This window comes from Alteromonas gracilis, assembly GCF_002993325.1.
GTDB classification, from domain to species: domain Bacteria; phylum Pseudomonadota; class Gammaproteobacteria; order Enterobacterales; family Alteromonadaceae; genus Alteromonas; species Alteromonas gracilis.
The window spans coordinates 283,874-310,684 of record NZ_PVNO01000025.1; the positions used below are offsets into that span (position 1 = coordinate 283,874).

The 26,811-nt window shown below is 44.0% G+C and carries 20 protein-coding genes and 3 tRNA genes; 18 read left to right on the forward strand and 5 right to left on the reverse strand.

What is annotated here, in order from left to right:
• The first annotated feature begins 19 nt into the window (after positions 1–19).
• The 12 genes from C6Y39_RS09785 to rpsO all read left to right on the forward strand — a co-directional run bounded on the left by C6Y39_RS09785 (position 20) and on the right by rpsO (position 12,171).
• Complete coding sequence (locus tag C6Y39_RS09785) at positions 20–322, forward strand: 4a-hydroxytetrahydrobiopterin dehydratase (RefSeq protein ID WP_105931075.1); 303 nt, start codon at positions 20–22, stop codon at positions 320–322.
• A 203-nt stretch (positions 323–525) separates the two neighbouring features.
• A tRNA-Met gene (locus C6Y39_RS09790) sits at positions 526–602 on the forward strand.
• 53 nt (positions 603–655) lie between these two features.
• Positions 656–732 (forward strand) — tRNA-Met (locus tag C6Y39_RS09795).
• Positions 733–779: 47 nt separating this feature from the next.
• Positions 780–856, forward strand: a tRNA-Met gene (locus tag C6Y39_RS09800).
• A 160-nt stretch (positions 857–1,016) separates the two neighbouring features.
• A complete protein-coding gene (locus tag C6Y39_RS09805) occupies positions 1,017–4,352 on the forward strand; it encodes an MHYT domain-containing protein (RefSeq protein WP_105931076.1) in 3,336 nt (1,111 codons plus the stop codon).
• A 14-nt stretch (positions 4,353–4,366) separates the two neighbouring features.
• Positions 4,367–5,368 carry a response regulator gene (locus tag C6Y39_RS09810; protein WP_105931077.1) on the forward strand — a complete coding sequence of 334 codons (1,002 nt, stop codon included), beginning with the start codon at positions 4,367–4,369 and terminating at the stop codon, positions 5,366–5,368.
• Between the two features lie 292 nt (positions 5,369–5,660).
• Positions 5,661–6,119: a ribosome maturation factor RimP gene (rimP, locus tag C6Y39_RS09815; protein WP_105931078.1), complete on the forward strand. Its 459-nt coding sequence runs from the start codon at positions 5,661–5,663 to the stop codon at positions 6,117–6,119.
• Positions 6,120–6,164: 45 nt separating this feature from the next.
• Positions 6,165–7,661 carry a transcription termination factor NusA gene (gene nusA, locus C6Y39_RS09820; protein WP_105931079.1) on the forward strand — a complete coding sequence of 499 codons (1,497 nt, stop codon included), beginning with the start codon at positions 6,165–6,167 and terminating at the stop codon, positions 7,659–7,661.
• Positions 7,662–7,685: 24 nt separating this feature from the next.
• Complete coding sequence (gene infB / locus C6Y39_RS09825; protein WP_105931080.1) at positions 7,686–10,292, forward strand: translation initiation factor IF-2; 2,607 nt, start codon at positions 7,686–7,688, stop codon at positions 10,290–10,292.
• 116 nt (positions 10,293–10,408) lie between these two features.
• On the forward strand, positions 10,409–10,810 hold the full coding sequence (gene rbfA / locus C6Y39_RS09830; protein WP_105931081.1) for a 30S ribosome-binding factor RbfA: 402 nt from the start codon (positions 10,409–10,411) through the stop codon (positions 10,808–10,810).
• The gene (truB, locus tag C6Y39_RS09835) at positions 10,811–11,782 is read left to right on the forward strand and encodes a tRNA pseudouridine(55) synthase TruB (protein WP_105931082.1); all 972 of its coding nucleotides are present in this window, start codon (positions 10,811–10,813) and stop codon (positions 11,780–11,782) included.
• A gap of 119 nt (positions 11,783–11,901) precedes the next feature.
• The gene (rpsO, locus tag C6Y39_RS09840; protein ID WP_025255019.1) at positions 11,902–12,171 is read left to right on the forward strand and encodes a 30S ribosomal protein S15; all 270 of its coding nucleotides are present in this window, start codon (positions 11,902–11,904) and stop codon (positions 12,169–12,171) included.
• 63 nt (positions 12,172–12,234) lie between these two features.
• Here rpsO and rluF read toward each other — a convergent pair whose 3' ends face one another.
• The 3 genes from rluF to C6Y39_RS09855 form a co-directional block, all read right to left on the reverse strand.
• A complete protein-coding gene (gene rluF, locus C6Y39_RS09845; protein ID WP_105931083.1) occupies positions 12,235–12,987 on the reverse strand; it encodes a 23S rRNA pseudouridine(2604) synthase RluF in 753 nt (250 codons plus the stop codon).
• A gap of 179 nt (positions 12,988–13,166) precedes the next feature.
• Entirely contained in the window at positions 13,167–13,976 is an 810-nt protein-coding gene (locus C6Y39_RS09850) for a hypothetical protein (protein WP_105931084.1), read from the reverse strand.
• A gap of 215 nt (positions 13,977–14,191) precedes the next feature.
• Positions 14,192–15,748 (reverse strand): bifunctional GNAT family N-acetyltransferase/carbon-nitrogen hydrolase family protein, encoded by a 1,557-nt coding sequence (locus tag C6Y39_RS09855; protein WP_105931085.1) that lies wholly within the window; start codon positions 15,746–15,748, stop codon positions 14,192–14,194.
• A gap of 351 nt (positions 15,749–16,099) precedes the next feature.
• Here C6Y39_RS09855 and C6Y39_RS09860 point away from each other — a divergent pair, with 351 nt between their 5' ends.
• Together C6Y39_RS09860 and C6Y39_RS09865 are read left to right on the forward strand one after the other, a co-directional pair.
• Positions 16,100–16,771 carry a 2OG-Fe(II) oxygenase gene (locus C6Y39_RS09860; RefSeq protein WP_105931086.1) on the forward strand — a complete coding sequence of 224 codons (672 nt, stop codon included), beginning with the start codon at positions 16,100–16,102 and terminating at the stop codon, positions 16,769–16,771.
• 276 nt (positions 16,772–17,047) lie between these two features.
• The gene (locus C6Y39_RS09865) at positions 17,048–18,733 is read left to right on the forward strand and encodes a response regulator (protein WP_105931087.1); all 1,686 of its coding nucleotides are present in this window, start codon (positions 17,048–17,050) and stop codon (positions 18,731–18,733) included.
• A gap of 117 nt (positions 18,734–18,850) precedes the next feature.
• On the opposite strand, the gene C6Y39_RS09870 is transcribed toward C6Y39_RS09865, so the two are convergent.
• Positions 18,851–21,442: an ExeM/NucH family extracellular endonuclease gene (locus C6Y39_RS09870; RefSeq protein ID WP_105931088.1), complete on the reverse strand. Its 2,592-nt coding sequence runs from the start codon at positions 21,440–21,442 to the stop codon at positions 18,851–18,853.
• Positions 21,443–21,749: 307 nt separating this feature from the next.
• Entirely contained in the window at positions 21,750–23,078 is a 1,329-nt protein-coding gene (locus C6Y39_RS09875) for a DUF2252 family protein (RefSeq protein ID WP_105931089.1), read from the reverse strand.
• A gap of 317 nt (positions 23,079–23,395) precedes the next feature.
• On the opposite strand from C6Y39_RS09875, the gene ahpC reads away from it, so the two are divergent.
• The 4 genes from ahpC to C6Y39_RS09895 all read left to right on the forward strand — a co-directional run bounded on the left by ahpC (position 23,396) and on the right by C6Y39_RS09895 (position 26,810).
• On the forward strand, positions 23,396–23,953 hold the full coding sequence (gene ahpC / locus C6Y39_RS09880) for an alkyl hydroperoxide reductase subunit C (RefSeq protein WP_425291745.1): 558 nt from the start codon (positions 23,396–23,398) through the stop codon (positions 23,951–23,953).
• 173 nt (positions 23,954–24,126) lie between these two features.
• On the forward strand, positions 24,127–25,716 hold the full coding sequence (gene ahpF, locus C6Y39_RS09885; RefSeq protein ID WP_105931090.1) for an alkyl hydroperoxide reductase subunit F: 1,590 nt from the start codon (positions 24,127–24,129) through the stop codon (positions 25,714–25,716).
• A gap of 224 nt (positions 25,717–25,940) precedes the next feature.
• Positions 25,941–26,264, forward strand: a complete 324-nt coding sequence (locus tag C6Y39_RS09890; RefSeq protein WP_105931091.1) for a hypothetical protein — start codon at positions 25,941–25,943, stop codon at positions 26,262–26,264.
• Positions 26,265–26,273: 9 nt separating this feature from the next.
• A complete protein-coding gene (locus C6Y39_RS09895; protein ID WP_105931092.1) occupies positions 26,274–26,810 on the forward strand; it encodes a hypothetical protein in 537 nt (178 codons plus the stop codon).
• The last annotated feature ends 1 nt before the right edge of the window (position 26,811 follow it).

The window sequence follows — 26,811 nt, forward strand, 5'->3', positions numbered from 1 at the left end:
AACCTACTGGGAGATAAGAATGCCGACAAAGTTAGCGGACGATACTATTGCCACTAAACTGGCTGCACTTAATGATTTAGTTACAGATGGCACGCATTGGGAGCGAAGCGGTGATTGCATCAAAAAAACATTCACGTTTAAAAGTTTTATCAGAGCATTTGGCTGGATGTCTCAGATTGCTATTTGGGCCGAGAAGTTAAAGCATCATCCAGAATGGTTTAATGTTTATAACAGGGTTGAGGTAACACTTACAACGCACGATGCCGATGGATTGACAGAACTCGACTTTTCTCTTGCTGAAAAAATGGAAAAATTTCAATAGGTCGGCTGGGAAAACCGGGGGCGTAGGGTTGAATACGCGCTTTTTCGTATTAACTTTATACATATTGGTCAATTAAGCTGCGAACAGTCAGAAAAATGAAATATTTCGGTGCTAAGCACTTGTGTTGAGTAAGTCCCTATGTATAATACGCACCACGTTGAAGCGAGGCATTAAACGAAACGCTTTCAACAGATATTTTCTGGCGCGGGATGGAGCAGTCTGGTAGCTCGTCGGGCTCATAACCCGAAGGTCGTAGGTTCAAATCCTGCTCCCGCAACCACAGAAAATAGACCAGAATTTAAAAGCTGTGCATAGCACACTTTACCGTACAATCGCGGGATGGAGCAGTCTGGTAGCTCGTCGGGCTCATAACCCGAAGGTCGTAGGTTCAAATCCTGCTCCCGCAACCACTTTTACATACCAGAAAAGTCTTGCTCAGCAAGCTTTACCGAACAGACGCGGGATGGAGCAGTCTGGTAGCTCGTCGGGCTCATAACCCGAAGGTCGTAGGTTCAAATCCTGCTCCCGCAACCACATAGAAGAACCCAGCATTTGCTGGGTTTTTTTATATCTGCTGTTATCTGACTTTTGTCTACATCACAAACAATAAATTAACGACTACACTACAACTGTGTATGATTGTTACCTCAATACGCCAATAGAATAATTGCATATAAGGTAGTTTGGCCGCCCTATGATTTCCCGCTTTTTTACTTTTGACGAGCACGCTACCTTACTTGAAGGTGCGTATCATTTTCCCTTGGTTGTTTTATCACTCTTAGTTGCCATGTTTGCTTCGTTTATGGCGTTTAACGTTGCTGAACAAGCGGCTGTTACAAAAGACAGTTTACGTCGGAATATTCTTCTAGGGACTGGAAGTGTCGCGCTAGGCGGTGGGATCTGGTCTATGCACTTTTTAGGTATGACAGCCTTTGAATTGTGCACACCTGTAAGCTACAGCGCTACGCTAACGGGGTTATCGGCATTACCGGGCGTAGCCGCCGCGTGGGTAGCGCTTTACCTTTTAACAAAGTCGCGTATTAGCGCAGGTGAGATTTTACTCGGCGGTGTACTGGTTGGTTCAGGTATTGGAACAATGCATTACAGCGGCATGGCAGCAATGGAAATGGCGCCATTGCTGCGATATGACCTTACTATGTTCGCGTTTTCTATTGTGATAGCTGTGCTCCTTGCAATGCTTGCTCTTTGGATAAAATTCGGCATTAAAAAAGCAACTAAGTCTCATAGTTTTCTTGGAAAGTATGTGGTGTTGGCCAGCGTAATTATGGGCGGTGCAATATCAGGTATGCACTATACCGGTATGGCCGCCGCAAGATTTGTTTTACCGCCAGGCATGGAAACGTCTACGCAATCATCAGGTATTGCAGGCTATCTCGCTGTCTCTATCGCCGTTGTTACCCTGATACTGATCACTATGGTTTTAGGTGTAAGCCTTCTGTTCAAATACCGCGATGTGATGGTCAGAGCCATAGAAAGCGAGCGGGTGCAAAGAGCAATCACGGATACGGCGGTCGATGCTATTCTTACTGTCGATGATAAGGGGATCATTAAAACAGCCAACCCTGCGGTTGAAGATATCTACGGCTTCACACCCGACGAGTTGGTTGGACAGCATGCATCCGTAGTTATCCCCCATGAAAAACGCTATCTATATGGTGACGACTTTTTTAGTCAACGAAGTGTGCCTACAGAACAAATTATAGGTACTGGAAGAGAAGTCGAAATTTTAAGGAAAAATGGCGAAAAGATACCCGTCCGCGTTGGTGTGGGCTACACCAAACTAGATGGAAGGCCAACGTTCGTCTCCTTCGCTTCTGATTTGCGTAAAAGAAAAGAGATGGAAAATGCGCTTCGAGAAAGTGAAGCTAAATTTAGAAGTTTAATTTCCAATATTCCCGGTGTGGCTTACCGTTGTCTTGTAAATCCAGATTGGCCGATGGTTTTTATTAGTGATGCGGTCACAGAACTCACAGGCTATCCCCCCGAAGATTTTGTTTTGCCCACTCCTAAGCGTTCGTTTTCAGAGCTTTACCACCCCGATGATGTGGAAATGTTTTCAAATATTGATAGCGACGCTGGCGGTTTTTCATTTGAATACCGCATTATTGCAAAGTCTGGCGACGTGAAATGGGTAACAGAACATGGCGTCCACGTTAAAGACGATGATGGGAACGTACTATATATAGATGGCTTCATCTCGGATATAACGCATAGACGCGTTATGGAAGAAGAGCTTAAAGCTGCAAAAGAAAAAGCAGAGCTAGCCGCAGCAACTCGCACCGCATTTCTTGCAAATATGAGCCATGAGATCCGCACGCCAATGAATGCCATTATTGGCTTTAGTGATCTCATGCTTGGCGAGGAATTATTAGACGAGCAAAAGTCTCACCTTACCACCATAAATCGTTCCGCGCGTTCTCTTCTCCACCTTCTCAACGACATTTTGGACAGCGCTAAGTTAGACAAAGGAAAACTCGAATTGGATTATCGGGATTTTATAATCCGTGAAGAGCTCGACTTAGTTATTTCAACATTCTGGTTAGAGGCCAAACGGAAAAAGGTTGAATTGATACTCCATGTGGATGACCAAGTTGCCACGTCTTATAGAGGTGTGCCAGAGCGTATTCGACAAGTTCTCAATAACTTAATTGGAAATGCGGTGAAATTTACCCATCAAGGCCAGGTGGTCATCAATGTGAAAAGCGACGAAAAGTTCGTTTGTTTTGATGTCTCAGATACCGGTATTGGCATGACGAGTGAGCAACTCGACAGGGTTTTCGACCCATTTTCACAAGCCGACGCGTCGATGAGCAGGAAGTACGGTGGTACAGGATTAGGAACGACAATTTCTAAACAGCTAGTGGAACTAATGGGCGGTACTATCTTCGCGAAAAGCGAAGAGAACAATGGGTCTGTTTTTTCTTTCAGGCTTCCCCTCGAAGTAGCAGAATTTGTTGAAAGTAGTGTTCCTATGATTAATGAACAAACAACGTATCTTGACGCTACCTTGAACGTATTAGTCGTTGACGACGTTTTGCAAAATATAGAGTTGCTCACACTGCTGCTTACACGCTCTGGCCATAATGTAAAAACAGCAACAGATGGCATTGAAGCATTGGAAAAAATGCGCGAGGAAGCATTTGACATTGTTTTGATGGATTTGCAAATGCCGAGAATGGATGGGTTGGAGGCAGCCAAACAACGTCGAATCTTTGAAAGCGAGCAGGGGCTACCGGCAACGCCCATAATTGCTTTGACTGCTAGTGTACTTGTACAGGACAAGCACGCTGCTCAGCAAGCGGGTATGGAGGGCTTTGCCAATAAACCTGTTGATTTTTCTTCATTGATGGACGAGATTGCGCGAGTACTTAATGTCGAAAGCAACAAAGCACCTGTTCACAGTAAACGTCGCGTAAAATCTCAAACTGTGCCTACGCTTTTGGTTGAAAAGCACGTCTTAGATTTAAACAGAGCCATTGAGTTATGGGGCAGTGAAGCGGCGGTTCTTCAAGAGGTAGACAAATTTACTTCTACGTGTCGCGATCAAATAAATGCGTTGATGAACTCAGCCATAAAAGAAGACTTTGCTGCTATAACGAAGCAAGCACATCGACTTAAAGGTACGTCAGGCAACCTGGGGTTAACAACATTCTTCAATATAGCAAGCGATATTGAGTCTCAAGCGCTAAAGTCGACGGTGGATATTGATGACATTAATGCGTTAAGAGAGGCGTTAGATAAAATTGAATTAATGTTAAGTGAGTCTCCGCTTTACGCTGAAGATGCTATAAATGAAAGCATCGATAATGAACTCATACTTGAGCACCTCAAAATATTATTAATTAGTGTTGAGCAAAACATGGTCAATGAAGAGGAGTTGGTCGTTCTGCGTGAAGCAGCGCCAACTCTATACAATGATGAGATTAATCAAATTCTCATCGATATTGATGATTTTGAATTTGAGCTAGCGCAACAGGGTATCAGAGCGCTCATCGAAAAGTTAACGTAGTTAAGAGATACGGCATGTTAGAAACTGAAATTGCTAAACCAACATTACTTATTGTTGACGACGAGCCTGTTAATCTTCGTGTTTTAAAACGGCTTCTTGAGTCTGAGTATCAGCTGGTATTCGCAAAAAATGGTGAAGAGGCGATAAAGCTCGCCGAGACTAGGCTACCTAACTTAATTCTTCTTGACGTGATGATGCCAGGGTTAACGGGTTTTGAAGTATGCCGTCATCTAAAGCGGCAAAGCAATACTAAGCATATTCCTATTATTTTTGTTACTGCATTAAATGATGAGCATGATGAAGCTGAGGGATTTGATGCCGGTGCAGTAGACTACATAACTAAGCCAATATCCCCAGCTATTGTAAGAGTTAGGGTGAAAACTCACCTTAGCCTTGTACAGGCAGACGAGTTGCTTAACAGCCGACTTCAGGTTGTGCAACGATTGGGTAAAGCGGCGGAGTATAAAGACAACGAGACCGGTATGCACGTCATGCGCATGAGTCATTTTGCTAAAGAATTGGCACTCGCTTACGGGTTGACAGCAAAGCAGGCAGAAATATTACTACATGCTGCACCAATGCATGATATAGGAAAAATAGGTATTGCTGACAGTATAATGCTAAAGCCTGGAAAGCTGACTGATGAAGAGTTTTCGACTATGAAAAAGCATCCAGAGATTGGTGCGGAAATCATTGGTGATTGCGGCGATTCTCTGTTGTTGCAGGTGGCGAAATCAGTGTCACTGACACACCATGAGAAGTGGGATGGAACAGGCTATCCTAGAGGGCTAGCTGGTGAGGATATTCCTATTGAGGGGCGTATTTGTGCCATCGCTGATGTATTTGACGCGCTGACCAGTAAACGTCCATACAAAGAAGCGTGGACCATTGATGAAACCGTTGATTTTCTAAAAAGTCAAAAAGGTAAGCATTTTGAACCTAGGTTAGTTGATTTAATGATAGAGATACTGCCCAGAGTCTTGGAAATAAGAGCAGCCTTCAAAGACGAAGAGTAGGTATTGGCTGTTGCTTAATGTGTCACCTATACGTATAATGCATACATCGAGTGATGAGAGCGGGCTCCCTCAAGTTAGGAAAGTAACGCACTTATCCATAGCAAGCTATCACCTAACGGTGGTTTTACCCATAGGTTTGCAACTGCCCTTGCTGGCAGGTATGGGTTCAGAATTTTAATAAAAGCCCCGCTAGTCCGGGGCTTTTTGTTGTATTAAAACCTGGAGTCAGCCTGGCTGAGCCGGGTGATGACAGGTGGGCTTTAGGCCCTTTTTTCGTTTTTGGAGGTTTGCATTGGCAAAACTTGAAGAGAAACTAACCGAAATGTTAGAGCCAGGTGTGGAAGCACTGGGTTTCGAGCTGGTTGGTATCGAGTTTGTACGAGCGGGGAAACATTCGATTCTTCGTGTTTTTATTGATCATGAAAACGGTATTACCGTAGATGATTGTGCAGATGTAAGTCATCAGGTTAGCGCAATTTTGGACGTAGAAGATCCAATTAGTACTGAATACAACTTGGAAGTGTCATCACCAGGTATGGACAGACCGCTTTTCAAAGAAAAGCACTACATTGAGTCTGTGGGTGAAGTAGTTCAAGTTCGTTTGTCTATGCCGATGGGCGACAGACGTAATTTTAAAGGCAAAGTACTTGCTTGCGAAGACGGCATGGTAAGTATTGAAGTGGACGGCCAGCAGTTCCAGTTAGCTGTGGCGAATATCGAAAAAGGTAACGTTGTTCCCACGTTCGATTAACGGAACAGCTCTGCTTTCATCGACGAAAGCGAAAGTGAGGCGAAAATGAATAAAGAAATTTTGTTAGTGGCGGAAGCCGTTTCAAATGAAAAACAAGTGCCTAGAGAGAAAATTTTTGAAGCGCTAGAGTTTGCAATTGCTAGCGCAACAAAAAAGAAAAACGAAGGCGAAATTGAAGTTCGTGTAAGCATCGACAGGTCGTCAGGTGACTTTGATACATTCCGTCGCTGGTTGGTAATTCCTGATGATCAAGAACAGGAAAACCCATTTGCCGAAATTACGATTTCTGCAGCGCAAATTGACGAACCTGAAATACAACTTGGCGATTATGTTGAAGAACAGATTGAATCTATTAAATTCGACCGCATAACTACGCAAACCGCTAAGCAAGTTATCGTGCAAAAAGTGCGCGAAGCTGAGCGTCAGCAGATGATTGCTGAGTACGAAGACAAAGTAGGTGAGCTGGTAACAGGTACGGTTAAGAAAGTTAACCGCGATAACATCATTATCGACCTAGGCAACAATGCTGAAGGTGTTATCTACCGCGACGATATGCTTCCTCGTGAAACCTTCCGTCCGGGCGACCGTGTACGCGGTCTTCTATACGTTATCCGCCCAGAAGCGCGTGGTGCTCAGCTGTTTATCAGTCGTACGCATCCAGACATGCTAGTTGAACTATTCCGTTTAGAAGTGCCAGAAATAGCGGAAGAAACACTAGAGATTAAATCTGCAGCACGGGACCCAGGTTCACGTGCAAAGATTGCTGTTAAAACTAACGACAAACGTTTGGACCCAGTTGGTGCGTGTGTGGGTATGCGTGGATCACGTGTACAAGCTGTGTCGGGTGAACTTGGCGGCGAACGTGTTGATATCGTGCTTTGGGATGAAAATCCAGCGCAATTCGTTATCAATGCAATGGCACCAGCTGAGGTAGCGTCTATTGTTGTCGACGAAGACAGCAACACTATGGACGTAGCCGTTGAAGCTGACAACTTAGCGCAAGCAATTGGCCGTAGTGGTCAAAACGTACGCCTAGCTAGCCAACTGACTGGCTGGGAACTTAACGTGATGACGGTTGACGATCTCAACAAGAAACACGAAGAAGAAAACGCGAAGGTACTTAATCTATTTACTGCTGGTTTGGACATCGATGAAGATTTCGCGTCAGTCCTAGTAGATGAAGGCTTTACAACACTAGAAGAAGTGGCATACGTGCCGGCAAGTGAACTTCTAGCGGTTGAAGGGTTAGATGAAGAAATGGTTGAAGAGCTGCGCAATAGAGCGCGTGCTTTCTTAACCACGCGTGCACTTGCGAACGAAGAATCGCTTGAAGGTGCAGAACCTACCGAAGCCTTATTAAATCTTGAAGGTATGAGTAAACACGTGGCTTATGTGTTGGCCAGCCGCGGTGTTACCGACCTAGAAGAATTAGCAGAACAAGGTACCGATGATATCAGTGATATCGATGAACTAGACGAAGAGAAAGCCGGTGCATTAATCATGGCGGCTCGTAATATCGTATGGTTCAGTGAAGAAGAGTAAGGTCAACAGGGGGAAAATTACGTAATGGCAGATGTATCTATTGAAAAGCTCGCCAGCGACATTGGTACGACCGTTGACCGATTGGTTGGCCAGTTTAAAGACGCGGGTATCTCTAAGAGTGCCGGCGATCAGGTAAACGAAGACGAGAAACAAAAACTATTGGATCATTTAAGTAAGCAACACGGCAGCGCAGCTGAACCAACGCGCATGACACTTAAGCGTAAGACAACGAGCACACTAAGTGTTGGTAAGTCTAAAGAAGTGAAAGTAGAAGTACGCAAAAAGCGCACATACGTTAAACGTAGCGACATTGAAGAACAGCAGCGCCAAGCGGAAGAAGAGGCGAAGCGTCTTGAAGAAGAAGCACGTTTGAAGCGCGAAGCGGAAGAGAAAGCTGCGGCGGAAGCGAAAAAAGCTGCAGAAGAAAAAGCACGTAAAGCGCAAGAAGCGAAAAAAGCCGCTGATGAAGAGCGCGCTCGTCGTGCTGAGCAAGCGAAAAAAGAAGCAGAGGCACGTAAGAAAGACGAGCCTGAATTAAGCGAGGCTGAGAAAGCAGAAGCGGAAGCGGCTCGCCAAGAAGAAGAACGTTTACGCAAAGCGCAAGAAGAAGAAGCGCAGAAGAAACTTGAAGAAGACGCTAAGAAAGCGGCGGAAGAAGCGCGTAAATTAGCTGAAGAAAACGAGCGTCGCTGGAAAGAAGAAGAAGAGCGTCGTAAGAAAGCGGAAGCAGAAGAAGTTCACTTGCACTCTAACCGTTATGCGCAAGAAGCAGAAGACGAAGAAGATATGCAGGTTGAGCGTTCATCTCGTCGTCGTCGCAAGTCGAAGAAAAACGCTGGTGAACATCTAAAGCAAGGCTTTAATAAGCCAGCTGCGCCTGTAGAGCGCGTAGTTAAGCTTGGCGCAACCATCACTGTAGGCGAATTGGCAAGTAAACTTGCTATTAAGTCTAACGAAGTTATCAAAACGATGATGAAGATGGGCGAAATGGCAACCATTAACCAAGTACTAGACCAAGATACTGCGGTACTCGTTATTGAAGAAATGGGCCATAAATACGAGCTTGTTAACGACAACGCGCTAGAAGACGAGTTGTTAGCAGAGGGTATGGATGGCATCAAAACCAGCCGTGCACCTGTTGTAACTATCATGGGTCACGTTGACCACGGTAAAACATCATTACTTGACTACATCCGCCGCGCGAAAGTAGCAGATGGTGAAGCTGGTGGTATTACTCAGCACATCGGTGCTTACAAAGTAGAAACGGACAACGGTGAAATCACTTTCCTAGATACACCTGGACACGCTGCATTTACAGCGATGCGTGCCCGTGGTGCTACGGCAACAGATATCGTCATCTTGGTTGTTGCTGCTGATGACGGTGTAATGCCGCAAACGAAAGAAGCAGTACAGCACGCTCGCGCTGCTGGCGTACCTCTTATCGTTGCAGTTAACAAAATGGATAAAGAAACAGCCGATCCAGACCGCGTTAAAACTGAGCTTTCTCAACTAGAAGTTATCTCAGAAGAGTGGGGCGGTGAGCACCAGTTCTGTAACGTATCGGCTAAAACCGGTATGGGCGTTGATGAGCTTCTTGAAGCTATCGTTCTTCAAGCAGAGCTTCTCGACCTACAAGCTGTGGCTGAAGGCCCTGGCCGAGGTATTGTTATTGAGTCTCGCCTTGATAAAGGTCGTGGTCCGGTAGCATCTGTATTAGTACAGGAAGGGCAGTTACGCCCTGGTGACATTTTACTTTGTGGTGAAGAGTACGGACGTGTTCGTGCTATGCGCGATGAAAACGGTCAGGACATGAAAGTTGCAGGCCCTTCTACACCAGTAGAAGTACTTGGCTTGTCAGGTGTTCCTGTTGCAGGTGAGGACGCTGCTGTTGTTAAAGACGAGCGTAAAGCTCGTGAAGTTGCCGCCAAGCGCCATCAGAAGAAGCGTGAACTTAAACTGGCTCGTCAGCAAAAAGCGAAGCTTGAGAACATGTTTGCAAACATGGAATCAGGTGATGTTAGTGAACTTAACATCGTGCTTAAAGCCGACGTACAGGGTTCTGTTGAAGCGATCTCTGAATCACTTGTTAAGCTTTCTACTGCTGAAGTTAAAGTGAATATTGTAGGTAGCGGAGTAGGTGGTATCACTGAAACGGACGCAACGCTTGCAGCTGCATCAGGTGCTATCGTACTTGGCTTTAACGTTCGTGCTGATGCAACAGCGCGTCGCGTATTAGAAGCGGAAGAAATCGATTTACGTTACTACAGCGTTATCTATAACCTAATTGATGAAGTGAAAGCGGCCATGAGCGGTATGCTTGCACCAGAATTCAAGCAGGAAATCATTGGTCTTGCAGAAGTACGTGATGTATTTAAGTCACCTAAACTAGGTGCAATCGCGGGCTGTATGGTTACTGAGGGTAACGTTAAGCGTAGCAATCCAATCCGTGTACTTCGTGACAACGTAGTAATTTACGAAGGTGAGCTTGAATCACTACGTCGCTTTAAAGACGATGTTCAAGACGTTCGTAGCGGTATGGAATGTGGTATTGGCGTTAAGAACTACAACGACGTGAAAGTAGGTGACCAAATTGAGGTCTTCGAAATCGTTGAGGTTAAACGCGAAATTTAATTGCCTTAGTTAATTCGGCATGTGAAAAACGGGGGCCGAGTGCTCCCGTTTTTGTCTGTATTTAAAAAAGCAGGCGCAATTCATGTTTGAAAGTAAATAAGGAAAGGAGAGTACAAATGGCCCGTGAATTTTCACGTACCGACAGAGTCGCTCAGCAAGTTCATAAAGAAGTGGCGAGCATTCTGCAAAATGAATATAAGCATCGTGTTGGGGACATGCCATTAATAACTGTCTCTGATGTTGACGTGTCGCGCGACTTAGCGCACGCAAAAATCTTTGTGACTATTTACAATAGCACTGAAGAAGAAGGCAAAGTGCAAATCAAGCAACTTGCTGAATACAAGAAGTTTATTCGCAGTATCCTAGCAAAACGTCTTCGCATGCGTTCAGTACCTGATCTTCATTTCTTTGAAGACAAGTCGATTATAGAAGGTATGAGAATATCTAATCTTGTGTCGCAGACCATCGCAAAAGATGAGTCAAAGCGTGATAAAGACGATCCACAAGAGCAGGAGTAAATGGCAAGACGTCGTAAAGGCCGTGAGATTAACGGCATAGTATTGCTTGATAAACCGCTTGGTGGGTCATCTAATCAACTGCTTCAAAAAGTGCGCTGGCTGTACAAAGCGGCAAAAGCCGGGCATACAGGCGCACTCGATCCACTTGCCAGTGGCATGTTGCCGTTGTGCTTAGGTGAGGCCACTAAGTTTTCCCAGTTTCTTCTGGATGCTGAGAAAACCTACGAAGTAACGGCTCAACTGGGCGTGCGCACAACTACATCTGATGCAGACGGTGAAGTGGTTGAAGAAAAGCCTGTTGATGTGAGCGAAGAGCAAGTGCGCGATGCGTGCTTGGCATTTCTTGGTAAGAGCAAACAAATCCCGTCCATGTTTTCAGCGCTTAAACATCAAGGTAAGCCGCTCTATCACTATGCCCGTCAAGGTATAGAAATCGAGCGTGAACCCCGGGATATTGAAGTGTACGAATTAGATGTACTGCGCATTGAACTGCCGTTTGTAGAAATGCGCATTAAGTGCAGCAAAGGCACTTATATTCGCTCCATCGTAGATGATTTAGGTCAGAACCTTGGCTGTGGTGCTTACGTGACTCGTTTACACCGCACTGAAGTAGCAGACTATCCTACGGATAATATGGTATCGCTTGATAAGTTGATTGAAATTCAGGAATCACTGGAAGAAGGTGACTTTAAAGCGCTTGATGACCTATTGATTCCCATGGATACCGCTGTAAGTCGTTTGCCATTTGTGACGATTAACGACGCTGAAAGAAACCGTTTTGATAACGGCCAATCTGTAAAAGGCGAGTGCAGCGAAGCACTTTGTGAAGGCACAGCTTATCGTGTTTACTATGGCGACGATACCAGTGGTATTTTCTTAGGCGTAGGAGAAGGAGTTCTTGACCCTAAAGACCAAGGTATCCCTAAACAAGAAGTGTTTGTTAACCCAAAACGTCGAGTTGTTTATTCATAAAAAGCCAATAAAATAAAGACGTTTATGGCTTGCTAACTGAGCAAACGTCATTATAATACAGCGCTCATTCCGCTTTGCTGAATTAGTGATCGGCGAAGCATTAATATTAGGAGAATGATATGTCACTAACTAAAGAAGAAACCGCAAAAATTATTGCTGAGTACGGCGTTAAAGAAGGCGACACTGGTTCACCAGAAGTTCAAGTTGCTTTGCTAACTCACAACATCAACAAGCTTCAAGGTCACTTTGCTGATCACAAGAAAGATCACCACTCTCGTCGTGGTCTTCTACGTATGGTTAGCCAACGTCGTAAGCTTCTAGACTACCTTAAAGGCAAGAACGCTGAGCGTTACCTTGACCTTATCAAGCGTCTAGGTCTACGTCGATAAGACTAGGTTTCAAAGAAAAGCGCCCAATGGGCGCTTTTTTTGTGACTGAAAACTGGTTCGTATCTACTCTGGTAGCTCTTTCGCTACTTTCGAAGAGTCCTTTACCGCATTGTTAAGCGTTTTAAGTTCTCTTTCCGTCAAATTGCGCCATTGACCTGGTCTAAGTGTGCCAAGTTCAAGATGCATGATGCGGGTACGCTTTAGTTTGGTCACTTCATAACCGAGAAATTCACACATCCTGCGTATCTGTCGGTTAAGGCCCTGGGTAAGAATAATCGTAAATTTAGCCTTGCCAGTAGGTTTTACGATACAAGGTTTTGTTACTGTTCCCAGTATAGGCACGCCACGAGACATACGCTTCACAAATCGTTCGCTTATTGGTTGATTAACCGTAACTTCATATTCTTTGTCGTGAGCGTTTTCGGCACGTAAAATCTTATTAACAATATCGCCATCGCTTGTTAGAATTATTAAACCTTCCGATGGCTTATCAAGTCTTCCCACAGGGAATATCCGGTCCTTATGGCTAATAGCGTCAATGATATTTCCTTTAACATGACGTTCGGTTGTACAGGTGATACCAATTGGTTTGTTGTAGACGATGTAAACGCGATCAGATTTGTCTTTTGCAACTTTACCAACCACTTTGCCATCAACTTTCACAATGTCATTGGGGCCTATTTTTGTACCTAGCTCTGGGGGGCGATTGTTTACAATAACGCGGTTTTGCTCAATGAGTTTGTCGGCTTCACGGCGTGAACAAAGGCCCGTGTCGCTGATATATTTATTTAAACGTTTTAGCGCTTGGTCACTCATTGCGCAGTGTTTCCTGTAGATTCTTGAAAGAGGTCGATATTACCACGCCTCAGTCTAATTTTTAAAAAACGAAAGGGGCTAATAGCCCCTTTCATATTCAAATTTACTTTGACTTCGGTTTCATTAACCACAAAGACGTTAAAAGCAGTCGCTCCTGTCGCGGTAGGTACAAAACAAAGTTAGTTGTTTGGTTCTGTTGATGGCGCAGCGCCACCTCCACTTGATGCACCGCTACTAGACACCACCTTTGTTGCGATTTCTCGAATTTCATTTTCAAGGCTAGTGATCCTGCCTGAAAGGGTGGTGTTGCGTTGCTCTAGTACAGAAAGCTTATCACTGAGGTTTCGTACGCTTTGCTGAGCACTTTGCTTATCGCTCGCTGCTTGCTCTAACTGAACATTTACAGACAATAGTTCATCGGCTAGAGAAGCTAATTGGTTTTTAACAGAGTTAATGGCTGCCGACTGAGATTTAACATCGTCAGACACAGCGCTAATGTTTTTATTGACGGCAGTTTGCACGTCACCAACACGGTCGCCTAAATCTGCAATTTCTTTTTGATTACGACGCCATGCTGACGCCCAAAGCTTATCCATTTGCTCCCACAACTCGTTGGTTTTGTTACTGAGTTCAGTTACTTTGACTTGTAGCGCAACGGTAGATTCACCAATTTCCTCACCTGTCGCAGAGAGTTTGTTTTCAAGCTGCATAATGCGCTTTTCAGCTTGGTCAGCGACAGTTTTTTGCTGTTCCAGTAGCGTATAAAGATAATAGCATCCACCACACGCAACTAGCGCAATAACAGCAACCAAAGTGACCCAGATACCATTTCCGCCACCATTATTGGAGGGTGGTTGAGAAGGTGGCGTAGAACGAGGAGTAGACGGTGACGTTGTTGGAATCGCCTGCCTTTTAGTCTGGTAATCTCGACGGTCTTCCTCATCAAGCCTAATGGTAGGAAAATCGTCGTTTTTTGAATTGTTTGCCATAGTCAGTTATTTATCTCTTTATGAAGCACTTTCGAATTAAGTTATGGGAGCTACGTCACTCAACCGGAAAGCCCTTATTGTATTTGCGCACGATTCTATGTTATCGCTAAATCGAAGGAAATTCCACGGCTTATGGGGCGCTTAATTTCCACATAAGCCATGGTGACATACATTATCTTTTGTATGATTAGTGTTGTAGCGTCTATCTTGCTTTCTTAGCTTTTGTCGCCTATCCACTCGACGCGATATAAATCACGTCTTCTATCCAAATAGTTTCGGACAGAACCTTCATTTTGAAGTTTGGTAAGCTTGTCTAAATCTAAGTCAACAATAAGCGTCATTTCTGTATTTGGTGTCGTTTCCGACACAATCGCATCATGAGGGAAAGCGAAATCACTCGGTGAAAATACAGCCGTTTGTCCATATTGAATATCGACGTTATCAACCTTAGGCAGGTTGCCTACGCTGCCCGCAATGGCCACATAACACTCATTTTCAATCGCTCTGGCTTGCGCACAACGACGTACCCGCAAATATCCGTTCTTGGTGTCTGTCCAAAATGGCACGAACAGAATCTGCATTTCCTGCTCTGATAAAATACGCGCAAGCTCTGGAAACTCTACGTCATAACAGATTAACACCCCAATTTTGCCAAAATCCGTGTCAAACGTTTTAAGGCTGTTTCCACCTTTCATAATCCAATCTTTTTTCTCATGAGGCGTGGGGTGCAGCTTGTACTGGCTTTCAATCGTACCATCACGCTTACAGATGTAGCTCACATTAAAGAGCTCTTCATCTTCAACCACGGGCATTGAGCCTGCGATAATTGTGATGTTGTAAGACACGGCTAAATGAGAAACGGCAGTTAAAATTTCGTTCGTGTAAGTAGCTAAGTGCCATATTGCGTCTATCGACGATTCCGACGGGCTAAGGCCCATCAGTGGGGCATTAAAAAACTCTGGGAACAGAGCAACATCGCATGAATAATCCGATAGTGCATCAACAAAATATTCTACTTGCTGCAACAGCTCTTCAACGTTGTTGAAATATCGCATTTGCCACTGAATACAGCCTATACGTGCGTTGGATTTTCTACTTGCAATAAGTGAGGGTGTGCCCGGCTCATAGTAAATATTGTGCCATTGAAGTAACGTTGCGTATCCTTTAGATGCTTCATCTTCAGGTAGGTAAGCCGACATCACTTGCTTTACTTCAAACCCATTCGAAAGCTGGAAGGTGAGTATAGGGTCGTAAATATCTTTGAGTTTAACTTGCTCGATGTACTCATAAGGCGACAGTTCATGTGCGTGATTTTTGTAATTTGGAATACGACCGCCTGCCATTATTGACTTTAAATTCAAGTTTCGACAAAGCTCTTTACGTGCTTCATAAAGGCGTCTACCCAGTCTTAATCCACGGTATTCTGGACAAACAATAACCTCAACACCATAGAGAACGTCGCCGTTAGGATCGTGAGTGGTCAAGTAAGCATCGCCAGTTATTTCATCGTAGCTGTGTTTATCGCCAAACTGGTCGTAGTCCACAATTACTGAAATCGCGAACGCTACCACTTTGCCCTTGTCTTCAATACAAATTTGACCGTCAGGAAAAGTGGTTACTTGGGCTTTATAGTTAGAATAAGGCCATGCGCCTCCAACATTGGCGTACACTTTATCCATCAATGCTTTTACATCGTCGTAATCATCTAGCCTTAAATGTCTTAAATCTAGATGGTGTTCAGTTTCTTCTATTTGTGTTTGGTCTTGACTCATGGGTTACTCATTTTGCTGAAAATTTCTTACGAAACTAAGAGTGTCTACATCACCATGTGATAGTACGCTTAGAAACGCCACTGTTCATCTTAATTTTTCTCATTTAAGTGAACGTGAAATATAGATAACTCAAGTACGGTTAGCGAAGTTAAGCAAGAAGTGTGCGACCTTGAAGTGCAATGTCTTACGATTAATATTTTTTCTATTCTCGATTAAAAAATTGCCGCATTTCAGCGTGATTGATCGTTGCTATATGATGAACCTCAGCGTATAACTTCGCCTCTCTCGTGGCCCTTTGCTACCGCTGCCAAATAAAGTAACCGGGAAGATTATTTAGGTAATGACAATTTGATGAACAGAGAACAACTCGCTTCGCACCAACCCCTTCGCATTTTTGATGAATTAATTTTTGAAAATATCGTTGATGACCTTGTATCAAAAGGTTTTTCTATCCAAGAAAACGGTTTACCTGAGTTTATAACTGATGCGCTCTTAACTCGTCAGCGTTGGATTGCTGATGAGGAATATAAAAAAGCGGGTATAGGTCGTTCGTTTAACTATCAAAAAGCGGAAGAGATAAGGGGCGATGAAATCTGTTGGATAACTGGTTCTACTCCAGAGGGCGCGCTTTGGCTCGATTGGTGCGCAGCAATGCAGAATTATATTAATCGCTCCTTGTTCATGGGCCTGTTTTCCTTTGAAAGTCACTTTGCTTGCTACGAACCCGGTAAATTTTACAAACGTCATGTAGATGCTTTCAAAGGTCAAGGTAATCGCGTTTTATCGCTGGTTGCGTATTTAAATGACGATTGGAAAAGAGAGGATGGGGGAGAGCTGGTGTTGTATGCTGACAGTGAAGACCTTATTGGCACACGCGTGTTACCCAAAATTGGGACGTTTGTTGTTTTTCTAAGCGAAGACTTCCCCCATGAAGTATTACCAGCAGCGCGAACACGTCACTCTGTTGCTGGCTGGTTTAGAGTAAATGGCAGTGTAAATGACAATTTAGATCCACCTCGCTAAAGACTGGTCGACGCCTGTTAAGCGAGCTTAGTATCAAAAGTCATAGACTTATGTATAATAGCTTTTCGCTGTATTACTTAGAAAAAAGCGCATACTACTTATAAAGGCTAATATGGTATAAATCCTATATCTGCATGCTCCATTTCAAGTAAGTGCTACAATAATGAGTTAGAAGATTTAGAACATCTTTTAAGAGTAATATAGTGCAGTTCGCAATAGATCTTCCCAATAATCTATTGTGTCGCTTAGGGAAAAGACGTTAGAAGTGATCGCTTAATGCTGGAAAAAATACCTGCCCCCACGCCACGAGAAGATTTGCATGTACTGGTTATTGATAACCAGGGGCTTGTCCACGATGTTATTGCATCCGCACTGCATGAAATTGGAATTAAAAATGTAAGTAGTGCATTCAACGCGTTTCATGCAAAGCGACTGTGTGAATCACGACAGTATGATTTTGTTTTACTCGCATTTAATGTTAGCCACGATAAAGATGGCTTTCATCTTTTTGAAGAACTCAAGCATTTAAACCATATCAATGACACAACAACGGTGGTGTTCCTCAGTGCCGAAACGTCTCCAGAACTTGTTAATTGCATTGTTGAGCTTCAACCAGATGACTTTTGGGTTAAACCTTTACAGCGAAATAAGATTGAAACACGCTTAGAGTATTTGATTCAGGTTCGTCTCAAACTGCATAAAATGTTGCACTGCATGCAAATGGGCGACTACTCGACAGCCATGTATTACGCTGAGCGACAGTTGAAAGACCCATCGCTTTCAGAATATCACACCCGAATAAAACGCTTAATTGGCGACTGCCTTTTGCAGCTTCGCGATTATGGGACCGCTGAAGACTATTTTAGAGGTTTGTTGCAAAGCATGGATCATGCGTGGGTCCATATAGGTTTGACTCGATCTCTTTTGCGACAAGATGAACTAGAAGAAGCGCAGCTTCTTGTTGATGACTTGCTTTTGCGCCCGGATACGCGATTTTTAACCTTTGATTTGCTAGCGCAGTATTTTATAGAAAAAGAGCAGTTTGACATTGCTTATGAGCAAATGAAGGAAGCGAGTAAGCTTGCCCCTAGGAATATTGAACGCAACAAGCGACTTTGGGACTTAGCTCGACTCAATCACGATAAGGCAGGGCAATTATCGGCCGTACAGAACATGGCTAAATTCGCCAAAAATTCAATCCATGACTCTCCACAACTTACACTAAACGTAATTCGTTCCACTATAGATCTCGCTACCAGCCTTGGAAATATCGAGACGGAAAAGTATCTTCAAAAAGCGGAAGCAGAGCTTGAAGAACTTAAAAATCAAAAAGGTATGCAGAATCAACTAGGTGAGCAAATTGACGTGGTTAAGGCGCGGGTTCTCTGCCTAAGAGATGATAAAAGAAGTGCCGAGAAGATAATGAAAGATCGCTCTGCTTCTACGGAAGGTCTGTCGATGGAAGACAGTCTTGATAAAATGAAAGCGTTTCATGAACTCGGTATGCGTGAACAGTGCGTCAGTATCTTAGACAAGCTTAGAAAGCAGATTGAAGGTGATACTTTTACGTCGCAGGTGGTGAATGAATACTTGAATCAAGAGTCGATTGAAAGAACTGAAATTCAGTTTACGACGAAAGAACTCAAGCAGATGGCAACGGTAAACTATAAAGAAAACCGATTAATACCTGCCTATAACAATTTGCGACAAGCGTTAACGCTATCGCCTAAAGACAAGCAAATCGCGTTAAGCTTGCTTAAAGTGATAGCGCAGATTCATTTAGATGACACCTTAACCGATGAACAAATGAAAACCGCCCAGCGAGCAGCCAAACTATTGCAAGCTAATGGACTATCTGCCACACAAACAGAAAAGCGCGATCAGTATGTCAAGTTGATTGGCATTGAGGTGGATGATACTAAAGCATCCGATTTAGTTGGCATGGTCGTGTCTAAAGCGTAAAACGTCATTCCCTATCTCAAATTCGAAAATCACACGCTATTAAAAAAGCTGCCAATTAAGGCAGCTTTTTAGCAGCATATTCCGCCAAAAATGACTAATAGCGGTGATAGTTAGCGATTATAGCTTCTGCGCTTTAAGGCTACTCTGACGACGGCGAAAGCCTATCATTGCGGCTAGCAATGCAAGGATTCCTCCCATAGCGCCGCCTGAGCTATCATCATTGTCCACTTCTTCCTCAACAACGTCTGCCTGAAGGTCAAAGGTAGCTATAAAAGGGTCGTGATCTGAGCTTCTGAATGGACCTACATCAGTGAACGCGTAACCGTCTTCATCCGCATAATAACGAAGCGCTTGGTCGTACTGTAGTTGATATGCTTCAACAGAGTTGATGTTCCAGTGTGTACCGTCAATTGCATCTGCAAGCATAGCGTCACTTGCTAGTACGTGGTCCAAACTACCTACTTGTTCAGTACCGTAGAACCAATATGAGAAGCCGTCTGCATCAAATTCTTCAGCTAAGTTGTGATAGCCGAAGCCAGACTCAACTTCTACTGATGCGCCTTCATCCATACCTGTATTAACCGCGGTGGTAATGGTATATCCACGAGACTCAGGTGTGTAATCGGTTAGCACTGCAACAGGGTCTTCAGCGCTATACGCGTTTAAGTCACCTAAGATAACCTTGCGCTCTGGCAGGCTCTCATCACTTAATACGTTGCCTAGTGTGATAGCTGCCGATACGCGAAGTGCGTTACAGCTGCCTTGGATCGTAGTTATTTCAGACGGTGCATCTACTGCGTCTTCAGCGCATTGACCACCTTTTGACTTGAAGTGATTAACAGCAACAAGGAATGATTTGCCGCTTTCTGCATGAGTAAAAGATTGAAGAAGGCTTGGGCGCATACGTGCCAGGCTATCTTCATCAACCTGCTGCTCTGGCATAGCTACAACCATCGCGTCACCTTCTGGCGTTACGACAGCAGCTTTGTACAACAAGCCAACGGTTATCGCATCCGTACCAATTTCACTGCCATCACTAGTAGCGATGAATGAGTATTGTTCGGTTTCACCAAGTTCAGCGTTGATGGCATCAACAAGAGATTGAATGGCGCTATCTTCACCGAAGCCATCGTTTTCGATTTCCATTAAGCCGACAACGTCTGCGTTTAGATTTACGATAGCTTCAACAATACGACCTTGCTGCAATGCAAACGCAACTGCATCACTAGCACCACGATTTTGGTCATAATCAAACGTTACATCGCCGTTTTCGTCTACTTCGCCATTAAAGTAGTTAAGTACGTTAAAGGTTGCAATGGAGAGATTACCTTCTGTAACAACAGGGTTAGCTTCACGGGTCGAGGTTACCTCAATAATGTCGCTAGGATTAATTCTGTAAGTGCCAAAGCTATAGTTTAGTGGACCCGCTGCAGAAACCGAATCACCAATACGAATGGCGTTAGCGTAGCTGAACGTAGGGAAGTAATTCAGTGCATCCGGGTACTGCGAGCTACTGTTATCTTCGATGGTAAGAAGACTGGTCTCGCCAGCTTCTTCTACCGCTGTATAAGCGTCTGACAGGGGGGCCGCCACGTCGCTCGGTTGACGTTTAATTGCGTCGCTAACAACAATTTCACCGAAGCGCCAAAGGTTGTTTGTGCTTGTTACTGTTGCATCCGTCACACTAACAACCATACCTTCAACAGTTTCAAGGTCAATCTCGTACGGCATTGAAAGTTCTACCGCCGCGACAGCATCTACTGCGCCACAATCAAGTGCGGCTACATCGCTGTCCATAACAAGTGTTGTCATGCCGTAGTTTTCTTCTACCTCACCGTAAAGGCGAACTAGATTACCGGTTTCAACATCAACCGAACCTTCAATAAATAGGCCTTCAGACGTTGCGTCGTCAGCATCGTAATCTGATGCTTCCTCTTGTACGAAGAAACCGCCAGCGCGCGTGCCTGTGACTATAGCTTCTATAATAACGCTATTGCCAACTTCAGCAGAGCTGCTTTCACTGCCTTGAATACCACTGATAAGTGTAGCGTCTGCACCACAAATACCAAGCTCAATAGCTGGCTCTTCTGGTACTACAACGACGTCACCACCACCTTCAGTGGTAAATGTGCCCGCTGGGAACGGGGTTGCAGCGTCCGTGTTAGTGGTCGAGCCGTCTAGGGCGTCAACACCACTGTAAGTCCAGTTAGCTGCTTCGAAGCTGCCGCCATTTGCGGTTTGACCTGATGTACGATAAGCCCAGCCATCTAGGTATTCCCACGCAGTGCCACTGCCGTCGGTGTTGATATCACCAAACGTGTCAATAACGCTGCCATCTTTGAATAGCTCTACAGCATCATCACCATTTATGGCCATTGATGAGCTGTCATAATCGGGTGCAGAGCCGAAAAAAGCAGTGAATCCCTCTACCTCTGAAGCGATATAGATGTAGCTTCCAGCACTTGCAGATGCGCCGGCTGGAAAAGTGAATTCTTCTCCATCAGTGCCATCACCATTATTGGCTGAGCCGATACCATAAACAGATAGATCGGCGATATCGTTTACAACAAAAAGTTCAACGGCTTTTGGAACGCCGCCACTGAGCGGTCCATCGATAACGCCACTGATAACTAAATCGCTAGCGTTAACCGAGGTGGTAGAAAGTGCAGATAAGATCCCTGCAGATAATAAAGTTAATGATGCTCTCACGGCATTTTCCCTTTGTAGTTTTCGTTATTCTTAAATCGCTTAGCGTTGCTCGTACCGCTTTTGAAGAAGACAAGCGAAACGATTTGCGATGTGCAATTTTATATTGCGGTACTACATTACGGGCATTCCTAATGGGTAGGAATGACTTAACCTTATTCAAGCTGTTTTTAAAAATATCATTATTAATCAGGTGTTTAATGGTTATGGGTAAGTTTACTTGTGGTTATATTTCTTATCAATTTACGACCATAAGCGATAAATAAGCCTACATTTATTTTTAAAAGTGAAAAGCGCCTCAAAAAAGGCGCTAGTTGTTTTTCAACATACTTTCAAATAGCGCATGGTCTTCAACTACCTGTTCTGCATAAAGATTAGCTATTTTTATGAGTAAATCGTTAATCTGTCCAAAGGTATTCGCTGCGTGTGATGCAAAGCGCGTGCTTCGCCTATCGCCACGGCAGTGTGCTAACGCAAGTGTATAGCCGCAAAGGTGGGCAAAATAGGTGAAGCCACCCTCTACCGCTTTCGTTCCCATGACAATATCATGTGGATCTACACCTACTTTGGCGTGATGCCTTGAGCGCGTTAAGTAATGCGCGTCGTTAAACATGACTTCATCTAGTACCAAGTCAGGTTTTCTCTGCATTCTTCTTTGGCAGCGAGCAGTTAGGTGAGCCGCATTGAGACGATTAACAGGGTTTATCGAAGGAAAGTAATGCAAGGGAGCAGCCTCGCGTTGCTGCTTGACTTCTACGATATGGCAATGTGAAAAACTTGTGGGGCTGTGAGGTTTTGAAGGCCCGACTAAAAAGTAATAGCGGCTCATGTTTACAGACCCTGTTCCTGCATTATGTCGTTTCACAATATCGACTACAGCATCATCCATGTAGGGGGCGAAGACGTTAAGAAGTGTTGAATATGTGTGCTCGTTCAACGAAGAAAATTTTTCTTCATCTGTTCTGAATGCCAGACCATCATCGACTAAATGTACGGCTTTGGCTAGCGCACTTTTTGTGAGGAAATCCTCGCCTCCTGCGCTTCGCGCCTTTGCTTTTTTATAAAGTTTCGTCAGTTTACTTGGTACTGCATTAGGGCAATAGTCTACCGCTTCATTCAATACCGCTGCGTTATCAACAACGCGCTTACATGTTTCAACGTAACTGGCGATAAATGCCTGTTGCGCATCACTGACTTGTTTAAAACTAACAACAGGCTTAGTTGGGTTAATATCGTCACTCGAATACCTGCCGTCAACAACACCGTCGCAGTGCACTTTAACAAGGTGCAACGAAGTAAGGAAGCGAAGTACATCCCACTCTGCACGACCCACGCACGCATCATCAAAATCATTGGGTGAGAAAATCACCGTATCACCGTGTGAACCTTCTTCGGTTAAGAATCCAAAATTCGAAGTATGACAATCTCCCATAACACTGGTGAGCGGCACTGCTTCACATTCTTTTGGAATACTGATTATTCCGCCGTTTATATCGGCGTAAAAAAGTTGCGCACTTCCTCGATAAAAAACAAAAGGACTTGTCGCCATTTTTTGATGTTTTGAAAGGCGAGGCGACGGTTTTTGCCCGTCAACCCGCGTAATGGTGTTAATTAAGTGTTGAAGTCTATGGTCAGACATTTATTCCTCGATATATTTTGAACGAGTCTTTAAATTCAGTATTACGCCCATACCTACTGTTGTTAGTGTAATTTGTCAATTTTGAATACGCGGTGAACTTTCGATTCAATAATCTGATTAAGCGATTCATTTTTACCAATTAGTTTTTTTTGACAGAGCGCGCTATTCTTATCACCAGTTTCGAAGGGCGAGATTTTAAGCTTCAGTGATGACTTTCACAAAAGCATAAAACTTTGTTCTTACAATAAACGTAAAATTGTAATCGCATGCACTATGCTTGCGACTAATTTAAACCAAATGGAGAATTAAACATGGCATTGATCAATACTGCTATCAAACCTTTCAAAGCAACTGCATTTAAAGACGGCGAGTTCGTAGACGTAAGCAGTGAAGACATCAAAGGTAAATGGGCAGTTTTCGTATTTTATCCAGCTGACTTCACGTTCGTATGCCCAACAGAGCTAGGTGATATCGCTGACAAGTACGAAGAGCTTCAGTCTCGTGGCGTTGAAGTATTCTCAGTATCAACTGACACTCACTTCACTCACAAAGCGTGGCACGATTCTTCAGACACAATCAACAAGATCAAGTTTGCAATGATTGGCGACCCAACAGGCGAAATCACTCGTAACTTTGATTGTATGCGTGAAACCATGGGTCTTGCTGACCGTGCAACGTTCGTTGTTGACCCAGAAGGTATCATTCAAGCGATGGAAATCACGTCTGAAGGTATCGGTCGTGACGCAGATGACCTAGTGCGTAAAGTTAAAGCGGCACAATATGTAGCAAATAATCCAGGCGAAGTGTGCCCAGCAAAATGGAAAGAAGGTGAAGCAACGCTTGCTCCTTCACTAGACCTAGTAGGCAAAATCTAAGCAACATGCTTAAAGCCTAGTATGTCGGCGCTGTCTGACTATTAAATTGCTAGGCTATCCGTTAGTAGGGAGTGGGCCTCCACTCCCTGATATTAATTTCCAATTTCCGCTTATAAGTTAACCTTCTTAAAGGTTGGCGGGGATCGGCGTGTCGAAAATAAGGCAGATTAACCGTGTTAACTAAAGAAATTTTACAAGCATTGAAATCGTATGCGGAATCAATGCAGAAAAACGTAACCTTTGTCGTGCAGACCGGTGAACATAGCAAGCGTGAAGAACTTGTTAAGTTTCTGTCCGACATTGCTTCTGTAAGCGAGAAACTAAACGTTGAAGAGCGTGACACCAGTGGTGAATTACGCAGTGCTATCAGCTTTCTACTTGAAGCCGATGGTGAAGATACAGGGATACGCTTCTCGGGGATCCCTGGAGGTCATGAGTTTAACTCTCTAGTTCTTGCCATGCTTCATGCAGCAGGGACTGAACTGAAATTAGACGACAGTGTGAAATCAATGGTCAAGGCGGTTAATGAACCTTTGAACTTTGAAGTTTTCATCAGCTTAAGTTGTCACAACTGTCCTGAGGTAGTACAGGCGCTCAACCAATTTGCGTTAGTAAATCCAAATATCAAAACTGAAATGATTGATGGCGGCCTGTACCAAAACGTAATCCAAGAGCGTGATATTCAAGGTGTGCCTAGCGTATATCTTAATGGCGAATTGTTTGCCAACGGCAAGGTAGATGCATCGGTACTTATCAACAAACTGATTGAGCGCGACCCTAGTCTTAAAGAGGCGAACAAGGGTGAAGCATTGCCACTGCAAGACGTGACGGTAATCGGTGGTGGTCCTGCTGGCGTAGCGTCTGCCATATATAGTGCGCGTAAAGGCTTAAAAGTAGCTGTAGTTGCAGAGACATTTGGCGGTCAGGTAAAAGATACTATGGGCATCGAAAACTTAATTTCAGTGCCTAAAACCACAGGCCCAGAGCTTGTTGGTAATTTGATGGAACACGTTCGCGACTATGAAATTACGCTTAAAGAGCACGTACGTGTAGACAACATTGAGCAGGGTAATATTAAGACTATTACACTATCATCTGGAGAGCAGATCCGTACGCGTAGCATTATTGTGGCGACGGGGGCTCGCTGGAGAGAGCTGGGGGTACCTGGCGAAAAAGAGAATATCGGTAATGGTGTAGCTTATTGTCCGCACTGTGATGGTCCGTTCTTCAAAGGTAAGGATGTTGCTGTGATTGGTGGCGGTAACTCGGGTATTGAAGCTGCACTAGATTTAGCGGGTATTGTTAAATCGGTGACGGTGTTTGAATTTATGCCAGAACTTAAAGCTGACCAAGTGCTTATTGACCAAGCTGAAAAACGAGATAATATTACCATTATCAAGAATGCGGCAACGCGACAGATTACTGCCGAAAATGGCAAAGTGAATGCCATTGAGTACCAAGACCGTTCAACCAATGAAGTGCATACACGTGAGCTTTCTGGTGTGTTTGTTCAAATTGGTTTGGTGCCAAACAGTCAGTTTATGAAAGGCACGGTGGATATGACGCAGTATGGCGAAATTATTGTCGATGCTAAGTGCCATACGTCTGAACCCGGCATATTCGCGGCCGGTGACGTTACAACTGTGCCTTATAAGCAAATTGTTATTTCAATGGGTGAGGGTGCTAAAGCTTCGCTTGCAGCCTTTGAGTACCTGTTGAGCCATGAAGTGGTTGAAACCGAAAGTGAAAGTGCTGCAGCATAATGTAAAGCAGTAGCTCATTGCACAAGAACAAGCCGAACTTAATTAGTAAGTTCGGCTTTTTTATTATCTAAATATAAGCAATCAAATATGCAATCAAAAATGTAAATGATATCTGTTCTCATTCGTGTGAAAATTTGTTAACGTAGACGAAAGTATTAAGCACTTGGTTTTAAGAATATTAAAAACAGTGCTCTCTCGCCAAAACTAAAAGACAGAATACGCGCATGAACAAAACATTTTTACTTTTGCCTTTATCTACGCTCTTAATTTCCCCGCTTTTTGCAAAAGAACTTAGCGTTAATAATGATGATCTCGAAGACGACACCACTATCGAAAAAGTTGAAGTTGTCGGCAAGCGAAGCCCGTTTGGCGCAACAAAAACAAACACACCTATCGTTGAACTTGCACGAACAATTTCCATTGAAACCGCGTCAGACTTAAAGCAAAAGGGAGTGTTAAATCTCTCTCAATCAGCGACCTATATGGCAGGGGGAAGTGCTTCCTTTGTTTTAAATAAAGTAAACGCGTCGCTCACCTATTCGTTTTAAGGAATACTCATGCTTTCAATTACAGCAGGTGGCTTATCACTTGTGGCCTTGGTGGCCGTATATAGAAGTTGGCGGGCTCAAGTATCACGTTACCTCTATTTGGGCATAGTTTTCTGGTTGGTTTCCACAGTGTGCTGGTCTTATGCACAAGGGTGGGAGTTTGGTTTGTTGTACGCACTGTGTATTCCAGCGTTGCTAGTGTGGCCATTCATTGCGTTTAACCAAGTGCAACTTCCTCAACCTAAAAACGTACCTCAGCCCAGACGTTTCGATTTTTCCCGTGGTGCGGTTATAGCAAATGTTACCAATTACCTTGTTGTAATGGTTATTTTGCTGGTAATTAGCGTGCTAATTACCCTTGGAGTTTGTGCGTTACTTCCATTTACTATTGCTGGAAAGTTGGCAACTGCAACCATTCTTTTACCTGTCTTGTGGGGGCTTATTGTTTATCACTACCTCGCTTCTAGTCACAAATTCAAAGTAATTGGTACATACGCCGTTTTAGCTGCGCTTTGTCTACCAATACTTGCTTTCTTGCCTATGTAGG

Coding starts and splice junctions, on each gene's coding strand:
- C6Y39_RS09785 (WP_105931075.1), top strand. CDS start 20: ATGCCGACAAAGTTAGCGGACGATACTATTGCCACTAAACTGGCTGCA.
- C6Y39_RS09805 (WP_105931076.1), top strand. CDS start 1,017: ATGATTTCCCGCTTTTTTACTTTTGACGAGCACGCTACCTTACTTGAA.
- C6Y39_RS09810 (WP_105931077.1), top strand. CDS start 4,367: ATGTTAGAAACTGAAATTGCTAAACCAACATTACTTATTGTTGACGAC.
- nusA (WP_105931079.1), top strand. CDS start 6,165: ATGAATAAAGAAATTTTGTTAGTGGCGGAAGCCGTTTCAAATGAAAAA.
- infB (WP_105931080.1), top strand. CDS start 7,686: ATGGCAGATGTATCTATTGAAAAGCTCGCCAGCGACATTGGTACGACC.
- rbfA (WP_105931081.1), top strand. CDS start 10,409: ATGGCCCGTGAATTTTCACGTACCGACAGAGTCGCTCAGCAAGTTCAT.
- truB (WP_105931082.1), top strand. CDS start 10,811: ATGGCAAGACGTCGTAAAGGCCGTGAGATTAACGGCATAGTATTGCTT.
- rpsO (WP_025255019.1), top strand. CDS start 11,902: ATGTCACTAACTAAAGAAGAAACCGCAAAAATTATTGCTGAGTACGGC.
- rluF (WP_105931083.1), bottom strand. CDS start 12,987: ATGAGTGACCAAGCGCTAAAACGTTTAAATAAATATATCAGCGACACG.
- C6Y39_RS09850 (WP_105931084.1), bottom strand. CDS start 13,976: ATGGCAAACAATTCAAAAAACGACGATTTTCCTACCATTAGGCTTGAT.
- C6Y39_RS09855 (WP_105931085.1), bottom strand. CDS start 15,748: ATGAGTCAAGACCAAACACAAATAGAAGAAACTGAACACCATCTAGAT.
- C6Y39_RS09860 (WP_105931086.1), top strand. CDS start 16,100: ATGAACAGAGAACAACTCGCTTCGCACCAACCCCTTCGCATTTTTGAT.
- C6Y39_RS09865 (WP_105931087.1), top strand. CDS start 17,048: ATGCTGGAAAAAATACCTGCCCCCACGCCACGAGAAGATTTGCATGTA.
- C6Y39_RS09875 (WP_105931089.1), bottom strand. CDS start 23,078: ATGTCTGACCATAGACTTCAACACTTAATTAACACCATTACGCGGGTT.
- C6Y39_RS09890 (WP_105931091.1), top strand. CDS start 25,941: ATGAACAAAACATTTTTACTTTTGCCTTTATCTACGCTCTTAATTTCC.
- C6Y39_RS09895 (WP_105931092.1), top strand. CDS start 26,274: ATGCTTTCAATTACAGCAGGTGGCTTATCACTTGTGGCCTTGGTGGCC.